This window comes from Streptomyces sp. NPDC037100 (assembly GCF_055606225.1).
On record NZ_JBVJSX010000015.1, the window covers coordinates 98,825 to 118,718 of the forward strand.

The following is a 19,894-nucleotide window of genomic DNA, read 5'->3' on the forward strand; positions in this document are numbered from 1 at the left end:
CCCACACCTCCTTCGGGCGGTGGGCGGAACCGGCCGGGTCAGCCGGCACCGGTGGCGGCGGACTCGGTGTCGAGGACCTCGCAGTAGGCGGCCTCGGTGGCCGCGGCGACCTGGCCCCAGCCGTACCTGCTGAGCACCCGGCGGCGGCCGGCCGCCCCGCAGGCCGCGCGGGCCTCCGGATCGGCGAGCAGCCAGGCGACGGCGCCGGCCAGGGCGGCCGGGTCGCGAGGCGGAACCAGTCGCCCGGTGCCCGGGTCGGCGACGGTGTCGAGCTGCCCGCCGACCGCGCTCGCCACCACGGGCACGCCGCAGGCCATGGCCTCCAGCGGGACGATGCCGAAGGGTTCGTAGTCGGCGGGGCAGACCACCACGTCGGCGGAGCGCAGCAGTGCCGGCACCTCCTCGCCGGGAAGGGCACCGGTGAAGCGGACGCGGTCGGCGACGCCGGCGTCCCGGGCGATGTCGCGCAGCCGCCGCACTTCCGGGTCGCCGTCGAGCCGTGCGGCGGGCGGCCCGCCGGCGACGACCAGCTCGGTGCCGGGCAGGCGGGCCAGGGCGGCGACGGTCACGGCGGCGCCCTTGCGCGGCACGAGCCGGCCCAGCTGCAGGATCCGGTGCGGGTACGGGCCGCGCGGTGCGGCCGGGCCCTTGGGCGTGAACCGGTCGGTGTCGACACCGCACGGCACGATGCCGATCCGGTGCGGGGGAACACCCATGCGGGCCAGTTCGTGGACCTCGTCGCGGCAGGTGGCGATGACGCGGTCGCAGTTCAGTCCGATCTCGATCTCGCCGAGGATCCGCTCCGGCGGGCTGGTGTCGGCGAGCCCTTGGTGCCGTCGCTTCACGGTGCCGAGGGCGTGGTACGTGTGCAGCAGGGGAAGGCCGTGCTCGCGGGTGGCGCGCAGCGCGGCCAGGCCCGACATCCAGTAGTGGGAGTGCACGAGGTCCGGCGCCCGGGTGCGCCAGCCGCGGGCGAGATGGCGGCCGAACTCGTCCATGTGCGGCAGCAGCTCGTCCTTGGGGAGCGGTTCGGCCGGCCCGGCGGGTACGTGGTGGACCTCGACGCCGTCGCGCAGTTCCACCCGCCAGGGCAGGTCGGGCGCGTCGCGGCGGGTGTGGACGGTGACACGGTGGCCGAGGTCGGCGAGTGCCCCGGCGAGGCAGGCGACGTGGACGTTCTGCCCGCCGGCGTCGACTCCGCCGAGTGCGGCCAGGGGGCTGGCGTGCTCGGAGACGAGCGCGATCGCGAGGACGCCCGGGTCGAGAGGACCGCCGCCGAGCGGTCCGGACGGGAAGGGGCTGAGGGACGGGGTCATGAGCACACCTCCGTGATCAGGCGCTCCCAGTCGGCCAGGAAGCGTTTGAGCCCGTAGCGTTCGAGGGCCGCCTGGCGGGCGCGGGCTCCGTCCGCGGTCGCGGCCTCGGGTTCGTGGAGGTAGCGGCGGGCCGCGCGGGCCAGGACGTCGGGGCGGGTGGTCAGGGTGCCGGCACCGGGCGGGACCGCCTCGACCGCCTCGGTGGTGGCGAGCGCCAGCACGGGCATGCCGAGGTGCATCGCCTCCAGCAGGGACAGGCCGAGGGAGGTCCAGCGCACCGGGTGCAGGTACATGCGGCGTTCGGCCAGCGCCGTGTGCAGCTCGCTCTGGGGCAGGTCGGCGGTGTGGCAGCGCTCCGGTGACAGGCCGAGGTGTCCGGCCAGGCCCTCGGTGCCCATCCCGAACACGTCGAGCGGGACGGCCTCGGCCAGGGCCGGCAGCAGGTCGGTGCCGGTGTACCGGGCGCGGCGCACGGGTTCGTTGACGACGACGGCGGCGCGCGCGAGCCGGCCGCTGTAGCGGTGGCCCGGGTCGACGATGCCGTGTTCGATCACCTCGGTCCGGGTGCTGCCGCCGTCCCAGAACAGCCGGTTGAAGTGGGTGACGTGCACGAGCGTCAGGTCGTCGCGGTCGGCGCACGGGTGCCGGGTGTCGGGCACGTCGCCGTCGGGCGCGTTGTGCTCCAGGTACACGGCGGGCACGTCCCGCCCGGGGCGGCGCCCGCCGAGCCACCGTTCGGCCAGCGCCGCCTCGTGCGGCCGCTGGAGGAGGACCAGGTCGACGGGCGTGTCGCCGAGCTCCGCGGGGGTGACCTCGTGTACCGAGGCGGGCCAGGTGAAGGTCTCGGCCCGCCCGAGGCCGTCCGGGCCGCGGTCGGGCGTGACGGGGACGAGGTAGGTGTGCGGGCCCTGGACGAACGCGGTCGTCCAGGAGCCGTGCACGTGCCACAGGAGGATGTTCATACGGCCGCTCCTCGCTCGGTCGGTTCTCCCCGGCCCGCCGGGGGGCCCGTGAGGGCCGCCACGGCGGCGAGCACCTCGCCGTCGCCGATGCCGTCGAGGCAGGGGTGCCCCGGCACCGGGCAGTGCCGGGCCCGGGTCTGTGCGCACGCCGCGTGCGGGTCGCCGAGCAGGAGGTGCGGTACGCCGTAGGGGGCCCACCGGTCGGCCGGCACGACCGGTGCGAAGAGGCTGACGACGGGGGTGCCCACGGCGGCGGCGAGATGCGCCGGGCCGGTGTTGCCGGCCACCACGGCCCGGGCTCCGGCCAGGACGCCGGCCAGGTGGGGCAGATCGGTGGCGCCGCCGAGGTCCAGGGCGTGCCGCCCGGCGACCTGTGCGGTCAGTTCGCGCTCGGCGCGCCCGCCCGTGACGACCACCCGGTGCCCCGCGGCGGACAGCGCGGCCACGGCCCGTGCCGCCCGGCCCGGAGTCCAGGCCCGCGCGGGCACGGCCGCCCCGGGGTGGAGGACGACGTACGGCTCGGGGCCGGTGAGGTGACCGGTGCTCGGCGGCGGCAGGACACGCAGCCGGCCGTCGTCGCCGGGCGGGAGCGTGAAGCCCTCGGCGCGGGCCAGGTCGAGGGCGGCCAGGGCCTCGTGGCGGTGCGGCCTCCTGCGGTGCCGCCGGTCGAGGAGCGCACCCGGGTAGTCCTCGCAGTCGGCGGCGGTCCGTCCGATCCCGGCCAGCTTCAGCAGCAGGGCGGCCGGCAGTGGGCTCTGGTGGTACGACACCAGCACGAGCGCCCGGTCGAAGCGGCCCGCCGTGAGCGTCTCCATCAGCCGCCGGGTCTCCGCACGCGTCACCGGCGGCGGCCCCAGCCCGGCCCAGGGGGCGTCGAAGGTCAGCACGTCGTCGACGCCGGGCAGCATCCGCCCGGCCGCCGCGCCCTGCGGTCCGCAGAGCAGCGCGGTGTACGAGGATCCGGCGACGACCGCCCGTACGGCGGGCCCCGCGAGGAGTACGTCTCCGGCGCTGTCGAGACGGACCACGAGGGTGCGGGGAAGAGGAGAGGGGGTCATCGCGGCTCCCGTGCCGGGACGGCCGAGCCGAGGACGAGGCGTACGGCCGCCGACAGGTCCGGTGCCGTGACGTCGGCCGCCGCGGTCTCCTCGGCACGTGTGACGGCCGTGGGGACCAGAACCCCTCGGGCCCCCGCCGCCCGCGCCGCCTCCATGTCGGCTCCGATGTCGCCGATGACGGCGGTGCGTTCCGGTGGGACGGCGAGCCGCCGGCACGCGGCCAGGATCAGTCCGGGTGCCGGTTTGCGGCAGGCGCAGCCCTCCCCCGGCCCGTGCGGGCACACGACCCAGACGGCGAACGGCCCGAGCAGCTCCTCCACCCGCAGCCGTACGTCCTCCACGTCGCGGCGGGTCAGCAGGCCCCGGGCCACACCCGACTGGTTGGTCACGACCCCGACGGGCACCCCGGCGGCGCGCACGGCGTCCACGGCCCCGCGGGCGCCCGGCATGAGCGTGACCCGCGACGGGTCCCCGTTGTAGGGCACGTCGGCGACGAGGGTGCCGTCGCGGTCGAAGAGAACGGCCCCGGGGTGGGGGCCACCGGGCACGTGCGGGTGCTGCCGCACGTGCCCGGGGAGCAGCCAGGGGGTGAGGCGCTGCGTCATGACCGCAGCCGTTCCCGGGCGGCCGGGCGTGGCGCGCGCGCCGGCTCACCGCTCCCGAGCGGGGTGTGCGGCCGGGCCTTGCGGTGCACGAGCCGCCCGCGCAGCCAGTGCCAGGTCGCGGCGGGCGGGACGAGGGCACTGGTCACCGCCATGGTGAGCACCTCGTCGCGGGTGCCCGGCCCGGGCAGGATGCGGGCGAGGGCGAACTCGGTGGTGCCGGCCAGCCAGGCGGTGGCGCAGGCGGCGGCGGCCCGGTGCCTGCCGAGCAGGGCGCAGCCGAGCGCCGTCACCCCCGCTCCGGTCACCGCCATGTGCAGGGGCAGGCGCCCGCGGTGTGCCTCGGCCCGGCGCCACCAGTGACGGCCGTGCAGCCGGGTCATCAGCACGTCGTCGGCGTTGCCGGCTTGGAGCCGGACGGAGATCCAGCGCCCGGCCTGCCGTACGGGGTGGGTGGTGGTGCGCCGGCCGACGGTGAGCGTCCAGCCGGCGTCGAGCATGCGCAGGGCGAGGTCGGCGTCCTCCCGGAAGGCCCGCCGGAAGCGTTCGTCGAATCCGCCGACGGCCGTCAGCGCGGTCCGGCGGTATGCCAGGTCGGCGGTGATCCAGCGGGCGCCGGCGAGTCCGGCCGTGTTGCGTTCCCAGTCCGTGGGGCGCCGGTCGGCGGGCAGGGGCACCTCGATCCGGGCGGTGATCCCGGCGGTGCGCTCGGTGGCCGCGGCCAGGTCCAGGGCCAGGTCGTCGCCCCAGGTGGGCCCTGGGACGACGTCGTCGTCGAGGAAGACGATCCAGGGCACGTCGCCGGCCGCCCGCCAGCCGAGGTTGCGTGCCGCGGCGGGGCCGCGCGCACCGCCGGGTACGACCATGGTGCGGGCGCGCAGGGACGGTGGGACGTCGGCGGTGAGGGGTGTGCGGGCCGCGTCGGGCCGGTCGTCGACGAGGACCACCCGGACGGGGCCCGGCCCGGTCGCCTCCGCGAGGGCGTGCAGGCAGGCGCCAAGGCTGGGCCGGCCGAGGGTCGGGATGACGACGGCGTACGCGGCGTCGGCCGTGAGGGCCTCGGGTCGGGTCATCGGGGGCCTCCGGCGTCGCCGCTGCGGGAGTCGGTACGGAAGAGGTCGCCGCGCCGGATCGCGTACGGGCCGATGGCCAGCAGGTCGACGGGCGAGGAGCCGAAGCACTCCAGGGCGTCGCGCGGGTCGTCGACCATGGGTCGGCCGGCCGTGTTGAGGCTGGTGTTGACGACCACGGGCAGCCCGGTCAACCGCTCGAACTCACCGAGCACGCGGGCGACCAGGGGTTCGCGGTCCGGGTCGACGGTCTGGATGCGGGCGGTGCCGTCGGCGTGCACGACCGCGGGGATGCGGTCCCGCCACGCGGGGGCCACGTCGTGCACGAACAGCATGTACGGGCTGGGCAGCGGGCCGTCGAAGATGCCGGCGGCGCGGTCGGCGAGGACCATCGGGGCGACGGGCCGGAACTGCTCGCGGCCCTTGACGTCGTTGAGGCGTTCCAGGTTGCCGGCGTGCCCGGGGTGGGCCAGCAGGGAGCGGTGGCCGAGGGCGCGGGGGCCGTACTCGGAGCGGCCCTGGAACCAGGCGACGATCCCGTTGTCCGCCAGGGCGCGGGCGACGGTGGCGGCGATGTCCGGGGGCCGTTCGAACGGTACGGCCGCGGTCTTCAGCCAGGCCGCGAGGTCGGCGTCCGACCACTCCCGCCCGAGGTCGGCTCCGGCCATGGCCTCCGGCTCGTCGCCCTGCGCGGCGGACAGCAGCAGGGCGCCTCCCAGGGCGGTGCCGGCGTCGCCCGCCGCGGGCTGCACCCACACCCGGGAGAACGGGCCCTCGCGGGCGATACGGGAGTTGGCGACACAGTTGAGGGCGACGCCTCCGGCGAGGGTGAGCACCCGGTCGTGGGTCCGGCCGTGCAGCCAGCGCACCAGGTCGAGCAGGGTCTCCTCCAGCACGGCCTGGGCACTGGCGGCGACATCGGCGTGGTCCTGCGTCCAGGGCTCGTCCGGGCCGCGCGGCGGACACAGCTCGTGCCAGGGCACGCCGGTGGCGTGGAAGCCGCCGTCGCCGGTCGGGTACACGTGGCGGCGCAGTTCGGCGAGCATGCGCGGCCTGCCGTGGGAGGCGAGGGCCATGACCTTGAACTCGTCGGAGGAGCGCAGGAAGCCGAGGTGTTCGGTGAGTTCCTCGTAGATGAGGCCGAGCGAGTGCGGCAGGTCCTGGGCGTGCAGCGCCTCCAGGCGGTCGGCGACCCGGCGGGCGGCCAGGTGGGAGGCGCGTTCGCCACGGCCGTCCAGGACGAGGACGGAGGAATTGCCGGCGTCCGGTGCGGCGAAGGCGCTGGAGGCGGCGTGGGCCATGTGGTGCGGAACGAAGCGGACGACGGCCGGGTCGAGGCCCGGCAGGGCGGTCTTCAGGAAGCCGGGCGCCTCGCGGGCGTAGGTCAGCCGCAGGTGGTCCCACGGGTCGTCCAGGCCCATGTCGCCGGCCGGGCGGGCCAGCGCCGGGTCGAAGGAGTAGGTGACCGCGTCGAGGTCCTGCGGGCGCAGTCCGGCCCGTTTCAGGCACCAGGCCGCGGCCCGCTCGGGCAGTTCCCAGGCGGAGAACGGCAGGGGTCTCTTGCCGTGTTTGCGCCGGGAGAACCGCTCCTCCTCCGCGGCGGCGACGGTCCGTCCGTCGATCACCAGGGCGGCGGCGGGGTCGTGGAAAAGGGCGTTGATTCCGAGGATGCGCATGGGGAGGCGGGCCTTTCGCGGTCGGGAGACACCCGGACGCGGCGGTGCGGGGTGCCCGGGCGGGTTCACTCCTCGGTACCGGACTCGCGGAACCAGGCGATCGTGCGCCGCAGCCCCTCCTCGGCACGCACCTGCGGATCCCAGCCCAGCTTGTCGCGGGCCAGCGTGATGTCCGGGCAGCGCACGGCCGGGTCGTCCACGGGGCGTTCGATGTAGCGGATCTCGGAGGAGGACTCGGCGAGTTCGATGATCAGGCGGGCCATGTCGAGCACGGTGATCTCGGTCGGGTTGCCGATGTTGACGGGGCCGCGCATGCCGTGGGCTGCTGCGGCGAGGATGCCGCGCACGGTGTCGTCGACGTAGCACAGCGACCGGGTCTGGCGGCCGTCGCCGGTCACGGTGAGGGGCTCGTCGGCCAGGGCCTGCCGGACGAAGGTCGGCACCGCCCGTCCGTCGTGGCCGCGCATCCGGGGGCCGTAGGTGTTGAACAGCCGCACGATGCAGGTGTCGGTGCCCTCGGCCTCGGCGTGGGCGGTGGTCAGTGCCTCGCCGAAGCGTTTGGCCTCGTCGTAGACGCTGCGCGGACCGACGGGGTTGACGTTGCCCCAGTAGCGCTCGTCCTGGGGGTTCTGCTGCGGGTCGCCGTAGACCTCGGAGGTCGAGGCGAGGACGAAGCGGGCGCGGGCGGAGTGCGCGAGTTCCAGGACGTTGCGGGTGCCGAGGCTGCCGGTCTCCAGGGTGTGCAGCGGGAGGCGCAGGTAGTCCGCCGGGGACGCCGGGGAGGCGAGGTGCAGCACGAGGTCCGGCGGCCGTTTGATCCGCAGCCCCTCGGACACGTCGGCCTGGACGAGCGTGAAACCGGGCCGCTCGAGCAGCGGCGATATGTTCTCGGGCCGGCCGGTGCTGAAGTCGTCGACGCAGGTGACGGCCGCGCCCGCGTCCAGGAGGGCGCCGCACAGATGGGAGCCGACGAACCCGGCGCCGCCGGTGACGACGGCGTGTTCCCAGGTCCGTGAGAGGGCGGTGCTCATGTCGGTCTCTCCTCCGTCGGCGGCGGTGCGCGGCACGACGGTCGCGCCCCGGTCTGCGAAGGGGGCGGAGTGCCGTCGAGCTCACGCCCAGCCTCCGACGGCCGTGCGGGCACAGCACGGCCTCGTACGGCAAACCGGTGAGTCACGGAGGGTGAGGTCGGTCAGTGGGGAGCCGTCCCGCGGGTCGGCGGGTGCCTCTGGGCGGCGTCAGGCGATCAGCGTGCGGCCCGGGTTCAGGCGGTCGAGGAGCTGGTCCTGGTGCAGGCCGGCGACGGGGGCGAGCAGGTCGGGGTGGCGCAGCAGGGCGGCGGCGTCCCGGTCGCCGTCGTCGGGGGCGACGAGCCGGCGGAACTCGGCCGGTGCGCCGGCGCTGTGGCTGCCGCCGGCGAGCGCGGCCACCGCCCGGGCCGCCAGCTCCGCGTCGGTGAGCAAGCTGGCCGCCCAGCAGGCCACGACCTCGTCCACCCAGGTACGCCAGGCCTGTGCTTCCACGTCGTCGCCCAGGGCGGCGTCGGCGCCGTCGCCCACGGCGGCGTCGGCGCCGGTGACCCAGTCGAGCCGCCCGGAACCGCCGGGGCCGGCCATGTCGAGCAGGGCGGCGTCCATGGCCGTCGGGTACCTGAGCCGGGCCGCGACGGTCACGGCCTGCCGGGCCTGGACCTCGCACAGTGCGGAGGCCAGCGCGCCGCCGGAGGCGGGGAAGGCGCGGGTCAGCCACTGGGCGGTCGCCGCGATGACAGGGGAGAGGTCTGCGTGCACTGCCGGGCCGTCCGAGGGGAGGGAGCGGGGATCTGGTCGTAGACGGTAACCGGCGCTTCCCACCCCCGGACGTGACCGGGACCTCGACCAGGACGTGGCCTCGGCCACATCGCCGAGGGGGCCGGGCGCTTCCCTGTGCCTTGGCCGAGCCGCCGCGTGCAGGGGTGGCGTCTTTGTGCGCCGCCGGGCCGCCGCCGGGCACACCGGTGGCGGCCTCGTGCACCGCCGGGCCGCCGCCGTGCACACCGGTGGCGGCCGTTTCGCCTCACAGGCGCCGGGCACCCGGCCCGCGTGTCCTCCCACGGACCCGAACCCGCAGGTCCGGCCCGGCGTACCGGCGTCCGGTCGCCGGTGCGCTCGCTGCGTTTCGACGGCTGGATCGCGGGGCTCGGCACGGTGTCCGGCACCCGCGTGGTGCTCGGCCACTGGCCGCGGTCGCCGTTCGGGCCGTTCAGTGACGTGATGGTCGAGGAGGCCGACGGACACCGCTTGCTGCTGGCACCCACGGGCGAGACGGCGGAGTTCGTCGCCGGCACCTACGTCTTCGACGAGGTACGGGTCGTACCGGTGGAGGTACACGTCACCGACCGCCGGCACTGGACCGTCACCGCCCCGCCGCTCCACCTGGAGTTCAGCACCGGCCGCCGGAACCTGCCGGGCCTGGCGCTGCGGGCCGTCCCGGGACGCCTCGCCGTCCGCCCGGGCTGGATCGCGCTGTGGGACCGGCCCGCCCGTCTGCTGCTGGGAGCACACACCCACGCCGGCGCCCGGCCCGGACGGCACCAGTGGTACGGCGCCCGGGATCTGCACCCTGTCACCTCGGCCACCGTGACCTGCATGGGCGAGAGCCTCGGCGCCCTCGCCCCGGTCGAGCCCCCCGTGCGCTTCGGGACCGGCTCGACTCCCCGCCCTCCTTGTCTCGTGCGGGTCACCACGACAGTGACCGTGGAGCAGGACCGGAGTACGACAGGAGTCGCGTCATGACGGAACAGCGAGCGGATTCGCCGGGCTCCGAGCGTGCCCCGGTCACCGACATGTCCCTGCTGGGCATCTACCTCAACGACCATCTCACCGGTGCCACCGCCGGGACCGCGCGGGTGCGCCACCTGCTGCGCTCGTGCGCCGGCTCGGCGCTCGCCGACGCGCTGGCCCCGGTCGCCGACGAGATCGCCGACGACCGCACGGCCCTGCTCCACCTCATGCGGCGCCTGGAGGTCCCGGTGCGCGCGCCGCTACAAGGTCTACGCGGGCCGGGCGGCCGAGCAGGTGGGGCGGCTGAAGAGCAACGGCAGCCTGGTACGGCGCTCTCCGCTGAGCACCCTGTGGGAGCTGGAGGCGCTGGCGCTCGGGGTGGAGGGCAAACTGGCAGGCTGGGAGACGCTGCGCGATCTGGCCGCCACGGACGAACGTCTGAACCGACGGCAGCTCGACGAGCTCATCGAACGGGCCCGCCGGCAGCACGCCACCCTGGAGGCGCTGCGTCACACGCAGGTCGAGGTCGCCTTCCGCGGAGCCTGAGCAACCGGGTTCTCGCTCACCAGAACCTGCTGCTGAGGGCGGGCTGGTGGGCGAGCTGTACGGCGTCGCGCAGCCGCAGCGCGACGCTGATGGTGGCGCGCAGGGCGGACGGGCGGACGGTCTGGGCGGTCTCGGTGGCGAGGACCAGCAGGCAGGCCGCGGCCTGCTCGACGACCGAGACCGGCAGGGTGAAATCGTTGTCCGCGGCCTCACGGAACGCCTTCAGCGGGATCGCGGCCCCGTCGACGGCCCGCTGCGCGGCCTGCTCCAGATGCTGAGCGGCTTGTTCGCACACGGGGGCCGGCAGGGCGATGGTGCGCTGGAACGGTGTACTCGTCATGACCCGACTGCTCCCCCGGCGATGGCCGGTTCTGTCGCCCGGCGGCGGGATTTCACCGTCCCGCGTGACCGGCGCGTGGCGCATGTCCCGGAATCGAAACAGCGGTCAAGTGCGGTACAACGGCCGCCGGATACGACTGGTCTGCTCCTGCGGTCGGCTGCCCGGCGAACGGCCCGGGACCACGCAGAAGTGACCACAACGGGGTACCCACCATGTTCCGCACCACCTGTCCGGACGCGGCGCGGCGCGGCCGATCCAGTTGCTTGATGTGGACTGTGGTCCCGAGAACCGAGAGGGAGCTCGTATGACCGTCCGTTCCGATGTGGCGGCCCGGCTGACCGGGCGGGCGGTCAGCGGTGAGAGGCGGCTGTCGGGGGATCTCGCCGAAGTCGCTCTCGACGACGGGCGGGTCGTGATCGTCAAGCGGTCCGACGCGCCGGGGGCGGCCCGGGCCGAGGCGGCGGGCCTGCGGTGGCTGGCCGCTGCCGGGAGCGTGCGGGTGCCGGTGGTGCACGGGCACGAGGACGGCTGGCTGGTCGTCGACCGGGTTCCGCAGGGGCGGCCGGACCGTGTGGCGGCGGTGCGGTTCGGGCGGGACCTCGCCGCGCTGCACGCCGCCGGGGCGCCCGCGTTCGGGGCGGCGCCGCCGGACGGCCCGGTGGAGGCGTACATCGGGCTCGCGCCGATGCGCAACGAGCCCGGTACCGACTGGCCGAGCTGGTACGCCGGGCAGCGCGTGCTGCCGTACCTTCGGCGGGCGGTCGACCGGGGCACGCTCCGGTGCGCAGAGGCGGCCGTCGTCGAGCGTCTGTGCGAGCGACTGCCGGAGCTGGCCGGGCCCGCCGAGCCGCCCGCGCGGCTGCACGGCGACCTGTGGAGCGGCAATGTGCTGTGGGCGGCCGACGGACACGTCCGACTCATCGACCCGGCCGCGCACGGCGGGCACCGGGAGACGGACCTGGCGATGCTGCGGCTGTTCGGCTGCCCCCATCTGGAGCGGGTGCTGGACGGCTACCAGGAGGTCGCGCCGCTCGCCGACGGCTGGACCGAACGTGTCGGCGTGCACCAGCTGTTTCCGCTGCTGGTGCACGCCGTGCTGTTCGGCCGGGGCTACGCGGACCAGGCCCTCACTGTGGCCCGTACCGCCCTGGACGGCTGATCCGCGTCAGCGGGTCACGACGTGCCGTTCGTCGGGGACGCAGTGGGTCATCGTGAGGCCCTCCACGTCGCGCGGTTCGTTCTTGCCGAGGTTGGCGAGGCGTTCGCGGTCCTCGTCCGTGAGGTCCTGGCTCGCCAGCGGCTGCAGTCCGGCCACGTCCTCCGGGCCGATGCCCAGCCCGTCGCCGACCCGCAGGCCGAGGTCGTTCTCGACCAGCAGGAAGTGCCAGACCATGCGCTCCTGGATCGCCCGGTCGCACCGGGACAGTTGACCGATGAAGTTCTTCACCAGGTCGTCGCGTTCCCAGTCCTCCAGCAGCAGATAGCGCTGACCGGCCTGGAGGTAGTCGTTGGTGCGGGGGATGCGCTTGCGGGTGAGCCGGCCCTGGATTTCGGGCCCCTGCTCGTCGTGCGTCGGGTAGCGGGCCTCGCGCAGGCCCCCGGTGATGGACGGCTCGTAGTTGACCTGCGGGTTCTCTCCCCCGCCGTCCACGTGGTAGGCCATCTGGCCGTCGCGCTGGTTGGTGCGCACGTCCGCGTTCTTGGCCTGGTTGACGGGAAGCTGCAGGTAGTTCGGGCCGACCCGGTAGCGCTGGGTGTCGCTGTAGGAGAAGGTCCGCCCGACGAGCATCTTGTCGTCGGAGAAGTCCAGGCCGTCGACGAGGACGCCGGTGCCGAAGGAGATCTGCTCGTTCTCGGCGAAGAAGTCCTTCGGCATGCGGTCCAGCACCATCCGGCCCACCGGCCTCGGCGGAAAGTCCTGTTCGGGCCACGTCTTGGTGTCGTCCAGGGGGTCGAAGTCGAGCTCGGGGTGGTCGTGGTCGTCCATCATCTGGACGAGCAGCTCCCACTCCGGGTGGTCCCCGCGGGCGACCGCCTCGTACAGGTCCTTGGTGGCGTGACCGAGGGTGTCGGCCTGGACGTTGGCGGCGTCCTCCTCGGTCATGCTGCGCACGCCCTGCTTGGGCATCCAGTGGTACTTGACGAGCTTGGTCTCGCCCTCGGCGTTGACCCACTTGTAGGTGTTGACGCCGAAGCCCTGCATATGGCGGTAGTCGGCGGGGATGCCGCGCGGGCTGAACAGGTTGACCAGCATGTGCATGGCCTCGGGCGTCTGCGACATGAAGTCGAAGATGCGGCCGGGCTGCTGCTCGAAGGTCACCGGGTCGGGCTTGAGGGCGTGGATGACGTCCGGGAACTTGATGGCGTCGCGGATGAAGAAGACGCCCAGGTTGTTGCCGACCAGGTCCCAGTTGCCGTCCTCGGTGTAGAACTTGACGGCGAAACCACGGGGGTCGCGGGCCGCCTCGGAGGAGTCGCGGCCGCCGATCACCGTGGAGAAGCGGACGGCCACGTCCGTGCGCTTGCCGCGCTCCTGGAACAGCTTGGCCCGGGTGTAGCGGCTGACCGGCTCGTCACCCCAGGTGCCGTAGGCCTCGAAGTGGCCGTAGGCGGTGACGCCGCGGGCGTGCACGACGCGTTCGGGGATGCGTTCCCGGTCGAAGTGGCTGATCTTCTCCAGGAACTGGTAGTTCTCCAGCGTCGCGGGGCCGCGGGCGCCGACGGTGCGCTGGTTCTGGTTGTCGTAGACCGGATGGCCCTGGCGGTCGGTGAGTACCTTGCGGTCGTCGCCCGGTGCGGGACCGGTCCCGGAAACGTCCGTCATATGCGTGGGCTCCTTCGGCTCGTGGCCGGCGGCCGACCGGGTCGGAGCCGCGAGGGGCCGCCCGGCCGGTCGTGGCGGGACGGGCCGGGTACCCGGGTGGCGCGATCACTCACGTGCCACGGACCTCGTCCGGCACCTTCGACGGACAAGGGCCCGGACCCTCGCGGGGTCCGGGCCCTTGAGGGCCGGTGAGCCTCAGCCTCCGTCGAGGCGTGCGCGCAGCAGCCCCTTGCCGAGTTCGGCACCCTTGCGGCTGTCCGCCTGGGCCTTGCGGAACAGGTCCGCGACCTCGGTGTCCTTGGCGCGCTCGGCGTCCTGGATGTAGCTCTCCAGGCGCAGGGCGTTGTTCAGGCACGCCTCGACATACCAGATGAGATTGTAGTCCTTGTCCTGCGTACCGGTCACACCGCCGGTCTCCGATCCACTGCTCATGCGGGCCTCCTTCTCGCGAAGCGGACCTCTTCAGGAGCCGGACGGGTACCCGCCCTCCGGCCGGGCACACAGCCCGCGCCCATCACATCGAGAGATGAACCGGTCGCGGTCCGCGCGGTCACATCGGCGCTGCGCCGGCTGTCCGCTGTCCTGCCCCGCCCCCACGCCGACCGGGCGGGATCAGCGGCGGGTGCAGGCGAAGGACGCGGACGCCGTGTGCCGGCCGGGGGACTTGATGACCAGCCACGCCGTCGCCTTGAGGACGCCGGCGCTCACCGGGCGGTCACGGCTGAGGGCCCGATTCGGCTGGAGACGGCCGCGGCACGGCACGGCACGGCAGGCGCTTGGTGGCCGGACCGGAGGGTCAGACCCGCACACACCACCAACTCCTCTCCCCCGTACGGCAATTCAGACAGTTGCCGCGGAAGCCTATAGACAGCGGTCACTTTCGGAACGAAGTGGCACTCCACCGTGCGAGATCGGTCGATGACGGTGTGTACTGTGCTGCGGGTGGCTCGCCTGAGCAGCTCGGACCCAGCCCTGCCCGACTCCCTCCTGGAATCGACTCGATGATCGAAGTACCGGACCTGGCCGTCGGCGCCCTCGCTCTCGGCACACTGTCCGCGTTCGCCCTCGGCGGCGGGCTGCTGCGCTCACGGCGGCACCTGGCCGCGGAGCGCGCGAAGACGGCCGCGCTGCGGGCACGACTCGACGGTACGACACGGGTGTTCACCTCCGAGGTCGAGCATCTGGCGGCACGGCGGGTGCCCGCCGCGGCCCGGCAGGCCGCACACTCCCACGTCAGCGAGCCCGGCCCGCTGAACCCGCAGCTGGCCGGCTCGCCCCTGGGGAGCGCCCTGGAGCAGGTGCTGAAGGGGCTGCACGCCGAACTGGCCGCGCAGCGCACCCGGATCGACGCGGCGGCGCAAGCCGGGATGCGCGGGGCCACCCGGGAGATCCAGGCGGCGCTGTACCGGCTGCAGGACGCTCTGCGGGGATTGCAGCAGCGCTACGACGACCCCGAGTTGACGCAGACCCTGTTCGAACTGGACCACGAGAACGAGCAGTCGCTGCGGCGCGCCCAGATCGCCGCCGTGGTGTGCGGGGCCTGGGTGGGGCTCGCCCGGGAGGAGTCCCATCTCGTGGACGCGGTGACGGGCGGTCAGGCCCGGCTCGCGGGCTACCGCCGCGTCCGGGTCAACAACCACCTCGCGGCCGGTACGGCCCTGGTGTCCCACGCCGTCGAGCCGGTCGCCATCATCGTCGCCGAGCTCCTCGACAACGCGCTGCGGCATTCCGCGCCCGACACGGACGTCGTGGTCAACCTCGAGGCGGTCCACCACGGGGCCTGCGTCACCGTGGACGACGCCGGTCTGGGCATGACGCAGGACGAGCGGGCCCGGGCCCAGCGGATGGTCGCCGGTTCGGATCCGATCCTGCTGACCGAGCTCGGGGATCCGCCGCGCATGGGGCTCGCGGCCGTCGGCCAGCTGACCCGGCAGTTCGATCTGAGCGTGGACCTGTCCTCCCCGTCGCCGTACGGCGGGGTGCGCGCGGTGCTGCGGGTCGACAGCCACCTGCTGACGCGCATCGACCCCGAGGAGCTGCCCCCGGCGGCCAGTGCGCCGCGTTCGACCCGGCGGGAGGCGGTGCGGCACGCGGGGAGCGGTCCCGAGGCGTCCCACGGTTCGGGCCCGAGCCCCTCCGGCCCGCACCACACGCTCCGCCCCGGCCGGCCCGCCCCGCAGCGCACGTCCCGCCCCGCCCCGGCCACCCCGCCGCACGCCCCCGCCCCGGCCCCGGCCCCGGCCCCGGCCACCGCCTCCGACGACTTCGAGCGGGACGCCGAGCTCCGCAGGGCCGGACCGCCCCCCTCCGACGCAGACACAGACACAGACACAGGGGACGCAGGCACAAGCCCAGGCGCCGCAGGCGACGATCACGGCTACGGCAGGGAGCAGCACCTGGCCGACGACGACGCTCCCGTCCCCGGCCACCACGGCCCGCGGGACAGCGGCGGCCTGCCCCAGCGGCGTCGCCGCGGTCGCGCCACGACCGCGGCCGGGCCCGCCGCCGTCGACCCCGCACCACCACGCCGTTCCCGCCGTCCCGAGGAGTCCGCCGCCGCCCTCGGCGCCCTCCAGTCCGGCACCGCGGCAGCCCGTACCGCCGCACGGTCGAACACCGGCGCCGTTCCAGCCGTACCTGAGGGTGCGCCGGCCGCGACCACGGCCGACGCGGCATCCGAGGACACCGACAGCACCGAACACGAAGGGGGAACGGCTCGATGACCAGCCGCGCAGCGGGGGACACGGCATGGGTGCTCGAACCGGTCCTGGAGGTGCCGCACGTCGTGGCCGCCGCCCTGCTCACCCGGGACGGACTCGTCACCGGCTACACCGACGCGCTGTCGCGGCCGTCGGCCGAGCGGGTCGCGGCCATCACCAGTACCGTGCAGGGCGCCTGCCGTACCGCCGCTGCGGCGTTCGCCGACACCGACCGGGCGGAGATCCGCCAGGTCGTCATCGAGTCGGACCACGGCTACGTGCTGATCGTGCCGACGGACCACGGTACCTGCGTCGCCGCGTACGGCGATCCCGAGGTGCGGCTGGACCTGCTCGCCCACCGGGTGCACTCGCAGGTCGCGCGGCTGGGCGAGAAGGCGATGGCCGCCGGGCCCCGGGGTGCCGACGGCGGCACGCCGGCATGACCGGCCGCCGAGGCGGCCGTCCCCTGGTTCCCGCGTACCTGTCGACCGGCGGGGTGGCGCGGCCCTCCCGTGCGCATCTGGAGCGGCTGTCGGTCCTCACCGGCAGCGGTGAGCCGGCCCCCGCCGAACTGCCCGCCGCCCAGGCGGCCCTGCTGGATGAGCTGGAGTACGGCTCGCTGACGGTGGTGGAGGCCGCGGCCCTGCTGCGCCTGCCGGTCTCCGCGGTGCTGGTACTGGCCGCCGACCTGCTCGACCGTGGCCTGGTCCTGGCCCGTGCGCCGATCCCGCCCGCCCGGCGCTTCGACCCCGACCTTCTGAAGAGAGTGGCCGATGGCCTCCGCGACCTCAAGCACCGTTGACGCCGAGCCGGGGGGTGCGGGCGTCCACCTGCCCGACACCGCCCAGGACTTGGTGAAGATCCTGATCACGGGACCGTTCGGGGTGGGCAAGACGACCCTGATCCGCTCCGTCTCCGAGATCCGGCCGCTGCACACGGAGGAGCAGCTCTCGCAGGCGTCCGCACAGGTCGACGATCTCGCCGGGGTACGGGACAAGTCCACCACCACGGTCGCCATCGACTTCGGCCGGATCAGCCTGCCGGGCGGCGTCGTGCTGTACCTGTTCGGCACACCAGGCCAGGAACGCTTCCGGGCCCTGTGGGACGACATCGCCTACGGGGCGCTCGGCGCGCTCGTGCTGGTCGACGCCCGCCGGATCGACGCCTCGTTCGACGTGCTGGGGCTGGTGGAGGAGTCGGGACTGCCCTATGCGGTCGCCTTCAACACCTTCCCGGACGCGCCCCGCCACCACACGCCCGAGCAGCTGCGCGCCGCCCTGGACCTGGAGCCCGCGACTCCCATGGTCACGTGCGACGCGCGGGAGACGGACTCCTCCATCGACGCCCTGCTCGCGCTGGTGCAGCACCTGATCGACCACCACCCCCCGGAGCCCCGGTGACCCACCCCTCCCCCGCCGAGCAGGCCTTCTCCCTCGCGGCGCCCGTCCGCCTCTGGGAGGACGGCTTCGCCCGCGATCCCCACCCCTACTACGCCGCCCTGCGCGCTCACGGCCCGGTCGGCCGGGCGGAACTCGCGCCCGGCGTCCCGGCGTACGTCGTCACGGACCGGCGGGCGGCGCTGGACCTGCTGCACGACACCGAGACGTTCTCGCACGATCCCCGGCCGTGGGAGGCGACCGTCCCCGACGACTCGCCGGTGCTCGGCATGATGCGCTGGCGCCCCAACACCCTGTTCGCCGACGGCGGCGCCCACCTGCGCTACCGCACCTCGCTGATCGACGCCTTCGATCTGGTGGAACCGCACGATCTGCGGGCCCGGGTGCACCGGGCGGTGCACCTGCTGGTGAGCCGGATCGGGCCGCGCGGTGAGGCCGACCTGGTGGGCGAGTTCACCCGGCCGCTGATGGCGCTGGTGTTCAACAGTCTGTTCGGGCTGCCCGACAGCGCGAGCGACCGGCTGGAGACCGCCCTGGGCAAACTGATCGAGGGCGGCGCCCAGGCGGCCGAGGGCGAGGCCGAGTTCGGCGCGTACGTGCTGGAGCTGATCGCCGCCAAGACCGAGCGGCGGGGCGACGATCTGCCGAGCTGGCTGCTGGACCACCCGGCGGGCCTGAGCCCCGAGGAGGTCACCTGGCAGGTGTTCCTCACCCTCGGGGCGGGGCACGAGCCGACGGCCAACCTGGTGTCCAACGCGCTGTCCCGGGTCCTCGGCAACCCGGCCTACTACTCGACGCTGACCAGCGGCGCCCGCCCCGTGACGGACGCGGTGCTGGATGTCCTGCACCACGAGACGCCGCTCGCCAACTACGGCATCCACTACGCCCGTACACCGGTCACCCTGCACGGTGTGTGGATCAGAGCCGCGGTGCCGGTGGTGATCTCCTACGGCGCGCTCGCCCAGGCCGCCGAGCAGGGGCGCGGCGCGGAGCGCCACCCGTCGGACGCCTCTCACCTGTCCTGGTCGGCGGGCCCGCACGCCTGCCCGGTCAAGCAGCACACCCTGCTCATCGCCACCGAGGCGATCGAACGGCTCACCCAGTGGCTGCCCGACCTCGAACCCGTCCTGCCCCGCGAGCGCCTGACGTGGCGGCCCGGTCCGTTCCACCGCTCGCTGACGGCCCTGCCCGTCCGTTTCAGCCCCCGCTCCCCCGACCAGCCAGGAGGACGACCGTGACCGTGACCGACCGCATCGCTCTGGACCCCACAGGCGCCGACATCGCGGCCGAGAGCGCCCGGCTGCGTGCCCTCGGCCCGATCGTGCCCGTGGAGCTGCCCGGCGGCATCCCGGCCTGGGCGCCGACGCGCTACGACACGCTGAAGGAGCTCATCCTCGACCCGCGGGTCAGCAAGGACCCGCGGCTGCACTGGCGGCTGTGGCCCGAGATCGCCGAGAAACCGTCCTGGGCGTGGATCCTGGGCTGGGTCGGCGTGGTGAACATGCTCTCCACGTACGGACCGGACCACACCCGGCTGCGCAAGCTGGTCGCGCCCAGCTTCACGCACCGGCGGACCGAGGCGATGCGGCCCCGGGTGGAGGCGATCACGGCGGAGCTGCTGGCCGCTCTGGAGGCCGCCGACGGCGAGGTCGTGGACGTCAAGGCAGGGTTCGCCCATCCGCTGCCGATGCGGATGATCTGCGAACTCATGGGCGTGCCGGACGAGTTGCGGGAGGACACCGGCCGGCTCATCGCGGCCATCATGGACACCTCCGATCCGAGCCCGGAGCACGCAGCGTCCGTGCAGCGGCAGATCGGGACGGTGCTGCCGGCCCTGATAGCCCACCGGGCCGCGCACCCCGGGGACGACATGACGTCGGAGCTGATCCGGGTCCGGGACGAGGGTGGCGACCGGCTGAGCGACGAAGAGCTGCTGTACACGCTGCTGCTGGTGATCGGCGCCGGTTTCGAGACCACCGTGAACCTCATCGGCAACGCGGTGGTCGCCCTGCTCCGCCGTCCCGAGCAGCTGGCGGCCGTCCGGTCCGGGGAGATCGGCTGGGACGCCGTCGTCGACGAGACGCTGCGCGCCCACCCGTCCATCGCGTCGCTGCCGCTGCGCTTCGCCGTCACCGATCTCGCGGTCGGCGAGGTCACGATCCCGGCCGGCGACGCCATCATCACGACGTACGCCGCCGCGGGGCTCGACCCCGAGCACTACGGTCCGGACGCCGACCACTTCGACGCCTCCCGCGGTGCCGACGACCATCTGGCGTTCGGGATCGGCGTCCACCGCTGCATCGGGGCGCCGCTGGCCCGTCTGGAAGCCCTCACCGCGCTGCCGGCGCTGTTCGACCGGTTCCCCGGCCTGCGCCTGGCCGCAGGCGACGACGGACTGCGGCAGGTGCCGTCGTTCATCGCGTTCGGCTGGCAGGAGATCCCGGTCCGGCTGGGGAGCTGACGCCCCCGCAGGGATGCCGCCTCGCAGGGCAGCGCGCGGGAGCGCGACCGGTCCCCCGTTCCGGTCGTGCCCCCGCGGTGAGTTGAACTTACGTCCCTGCCCGAGGCCTTGTGAACCGTGTCGATGCCCGCTGGACACTCGGCGGGGCTCACCCGTGCACAGCTGAGTCCGGATGGCCCGG

At 74.4% G+C, this 19,894-nt stretch carries 19 protein-coding genes and 1 pseudogene; 9 read left to right on the top strand and 11 right to left on the bottom strand.

Annotated features, from left to right (window positions below; genetic code table 11):
- Positions 1–38: 38 nt before the first annotated feature.
- The 8 genes from ACZ7EG_RS35750 to ACZ7EG_RS35785 all read right to left on the bottom strand — a co-directional run bounded on the left by ACZ7EG_RS35750 (position 39) and on the right by ACZ7EG_RS35785 (position 8,474).
- Positions 39–1,316: a glycosyltransferase gene (locus ACZ7EG_RS35750; protein ID WP_471088337.1), complete on the bottom strand. Its 1,278-nt coding sequence runs from the start codon at positions 1,314–1,316 to the stop codon at positions 39–41.
- A complete protein-coding gene (locus ACZ7EG_RS35755; protein ID WP_471088339.1) occupies positions 1,313–2,278 on the bottom strand; it encodes a glycosyltransferase in 966 nt (321 codons plus the stop codon). The genes ACZ7EG_RS35750 and ACZ7EG_RS35755 overlap by 4 nt, the downstream gene beginning before the upstream one ends.
- Entirely contained in the window at positions 2,275–3,336 is a 1,062-nt protein-coding gene (locus ACZ7EG_RS35760; protein ID WP_471088340.1) for a glycosyltransferase family 9 protein, read from the bottom strand. The genes ACZ7EG_RS35755 and ACZ7EG_RS35760 overlap by 4 nt, the downstream gene beginning before the upstream one ends.
- Positions 3,333–3,941 (bottom strand): D-glycero-alpha-D-manno-heptose-1,7-bisphosphate 7-phosphatase, encoded by a 609-nt coding sequence (locus ACZ7EG_RS35765; protein ID WP_471088341.1) that lies wholly within the window; start codon positions 3,939–3,941, stop codon positions 3,333–3,335. The genes ACZ7EG_RS35760 and ACZ7EG_RS35765 overlap by 4 nt, the downstream gene beginning before the upstream one ends.
- A complete protein-coding gene (locus tag ACZ7EG_RS35770) occupies positions 3,938–5,011 on the bottom strand; it encodes a glycosyltransferase family 2 protein (RefSeq protein WP_471088343.1) in 1,074 nt (357 codons plus the stop codon). Before ACZ7EG_RS35770 ends, ACZ7EG_RS35765 begins: the two co-directional genes overlap by 4 nt.
- Positions 5,008–6,684 carry a carbamoyltransferase family protein gene (locus ACZ7EG_RS35775; RefSeq protein WP_471088345.1) on the bottom strand — a complete coding sequence of 559 codons (1,677 nt, stop codon included), beginning with the start codon at positions 6,682–6,684 and terminating at the stop codon, positions 5,008–5,010. The genes ACZ7EG_RS35770 and ACZ7EG_RS35775 overlap by 4 nt, the downstream gene beginning before the upstream one ends.
- Before the next feature lie 65 nt (positions 6,685–6,749).
- Positions 6,750–7,715 carry an NAD-dependent epimerase/dehydratase family protein gene (locus ACZ7EG_RS35780; protein WP_471088347.1) on the bottom strand — a complete coding sequence of 322 codons (966 nt, stop codon included), beginning with the start codon at positions 7,713–7,715 and terminating at the stop codon, positions 6,750–6,752.
- 207 nt (positions 7,716–7,922) lie between these two features.
- Complete coding sequence (locus ACZ7EG_RS35785) at positions 7,923–8,474, bottom strand: hypothetical protein (protein ID WP_471088349.1); 552 nt, start codon at positions 8,472–8,474, stop codon at positions 7,923–7,925.
- 351 nt (positions 8,475–8,825) lie between these two features.
- Here ACZ7EG_RS35785 and ACZ7EG_RS35790 point away from each other — a divergent pair, with 351 nt between their 5' ends.
- A complete protein-coding gene (locus tag ACZ7EG_RS35790) occupies positions 8,826–9,458 on the top strand; it encodes a hypothetical protein (RefSeq protein ID WP_471088425.1) in 633 nt (210 codons plus the stop codon).
- Positions 9,455–9,992 (top strand): annotated as a pseudogene (locus ACZ7EG_RS35795) (hypothetical protein). Before ACZ7EG_RS35790 ends, ACZ7EG_RS35795 begins: the two are co-directional and overlap by 4 nt.
- Before the next feature lie 16 nt (positions 9,993–10,008).
- On the opposite strand, the gene ACZ7EG_RS35800 reads toward ACZ7EG_RS35795, so the two are convergent.
- Positions 10,009–10,332 (bottom strand): hypothetical protein, encoded by a 324-nt coding sequence (locus tag ACZ7EG_RS35800; protein ID WP_471088351.1) that lies wholly within the window; start codon positions 10,330–10,332, stop codon positions 10,009–10,011.
- A 304-nt stretch (positions 10,333–10,636) separates the two neighbouring features.
- Here ACZ7EG_RS35800 and ACZ7EG_RS35805 point away from each other — a divergent pair, with 304 nt between their 5' ends.
- The gene (locus ACZ7EG_RS35805; RefSeq protein ID WP_471088353.1) at positions 10,637–11,491 is read left to right on the top strand and encodes a fructosamine kinase family protein; all 855 of its coding nucleotides are present in this window, start codon (positions 10,637–10,639) and stop codon (positions 11,489–11,491) included.
- Between the two features lie 6 nt (positions 11,492–11,497).
- Here the strand turns inward: ACZ7EG_RS35805 and ACZ7EG_RS35810 are convergent, their stop codons facing one another.
- Together ACZ7EG_RS35810 and ACZ7EG_RS35815 are read right to left on the bottom strand one after the other, a co-directional pair.
- Positions 11,498–13,156 carry a catalase gene (locus tag ACZ7EG_RS35810; RefSeq protein WP_471088355.1) on the bottom strand — a complete coding sequence of 553 codons (1,659 nt, stop codon included), beginning with the start codon at positions 13,154–13,156 and terminating at the stop codon, positions 11,498–11,500.
- Positions 13,157–13,351: 195 nt separating this feature from the next.
- The gene (locus ACZ7EG_RS35815) at positions 13,352–13,588 is read right to left on the bottom strand and encodes a hypothetical protein (protein WP_031139576.1); all 237 of its coding nucleotides are present in this window, start codon (positions 13,586–13,588) and stop codon (positions 13,352–13,354) included.
- A 569-nt stretch (positions 13,589–14,157) separates the two neighbouring features.
- Between ACZ7EG_RS35815 and ACZ7EG_RS35820 the strand changes: the two genes are divergently transcribed.
- The 6 genes from ACZ7EG_RS35820 to ACZ7EG_RS35845 are packed head-to-tail and all read left to right on the top strand — an operon-like array spanning position 14,158 to position 19,713.
- Positions 14,158–15,879 (top strand): ATP-binding protein, encoded by a 1,722-nt coding sequence (locus tag ACZ7EG_RS35820; RefSeq protein WP_471088357.1) that lies wholly within the window; start codon positions 14,158–14,160, stop codon positions 15,877–15,879.
- Positions 15,876–16,298 (top strand): roadblock/LC7 domain-containing protein, encoded by a 423-nt coding sequence (locus ACZ7EG_RS35825; RefSeq protein ID WP_352100236.1) that lies wholly within the window; start codon positions 15,876–15,878, stop codon positions 16,296–16,298. The genes ACZ7EG_RS35820 and ACZ7EG_RS35825 overlap by 4 nt, the downstream gene beginning before the upstream one ends.
- Positions 16,295–16,657, top strand: coding sequence for a DUF742 domain-containing protein (locus tag ACZ7EG_RS35830; protein ID WP_471088359.1), 363 nt, complete (start codon positions 16,295–16,297; stop codon positions 16,655–16,657). Before ACZ7EG_RS35825 ends, ACZ7EG_RS35830 begins: the two co-directional genes overlap by 4 nt.
- Positions 16,629–17,255, top strand: a complete 627-nt coding sequence (locus ACZ7EG_RS35835) for a GTP-binding protein (protein WP_471088361.1) — start codon at positions 16,629–16,631, stop codon at positions 17,253–17,255. The genes ACZ7EG_RS35830 and ACZ7EG_RS35835 overlap by 29 nt, the downstream gene beginning before the upstream one ends.
- Positions 17,252–18,490, top strand: a complete 1,239-nt coding sequence (locus ACZ7EG_RS35840; protein ID WP_471088363.1) for a cytochrome P450 family protein — start codon at positions 17,252–17,254, stop codon at positions 18,488–18,490. The genes ACZ7EG_RS35835 and ACZ7EG_RS35840 overlap by 4 nt, the downstream gene beginning before the upstream one ends.
- Complete coding sequence (locus tag ACZ7EG_RS35845) at positions 18,487–19,713, top strand: cytochrome P450 family protein (RefSeq protein ID WP_471088365.1); 1,227 nt, start codon at positions 18,487–18,489, stop codon at positions 19,711–19,713. Before ACZ7EG_RS35840 ends, ACZ7EG_RS35845 begins: the two co-directional genes overlap by 4 nt.
- Positions 19,714–19,894: the final 181 nt, after the last annotated feature.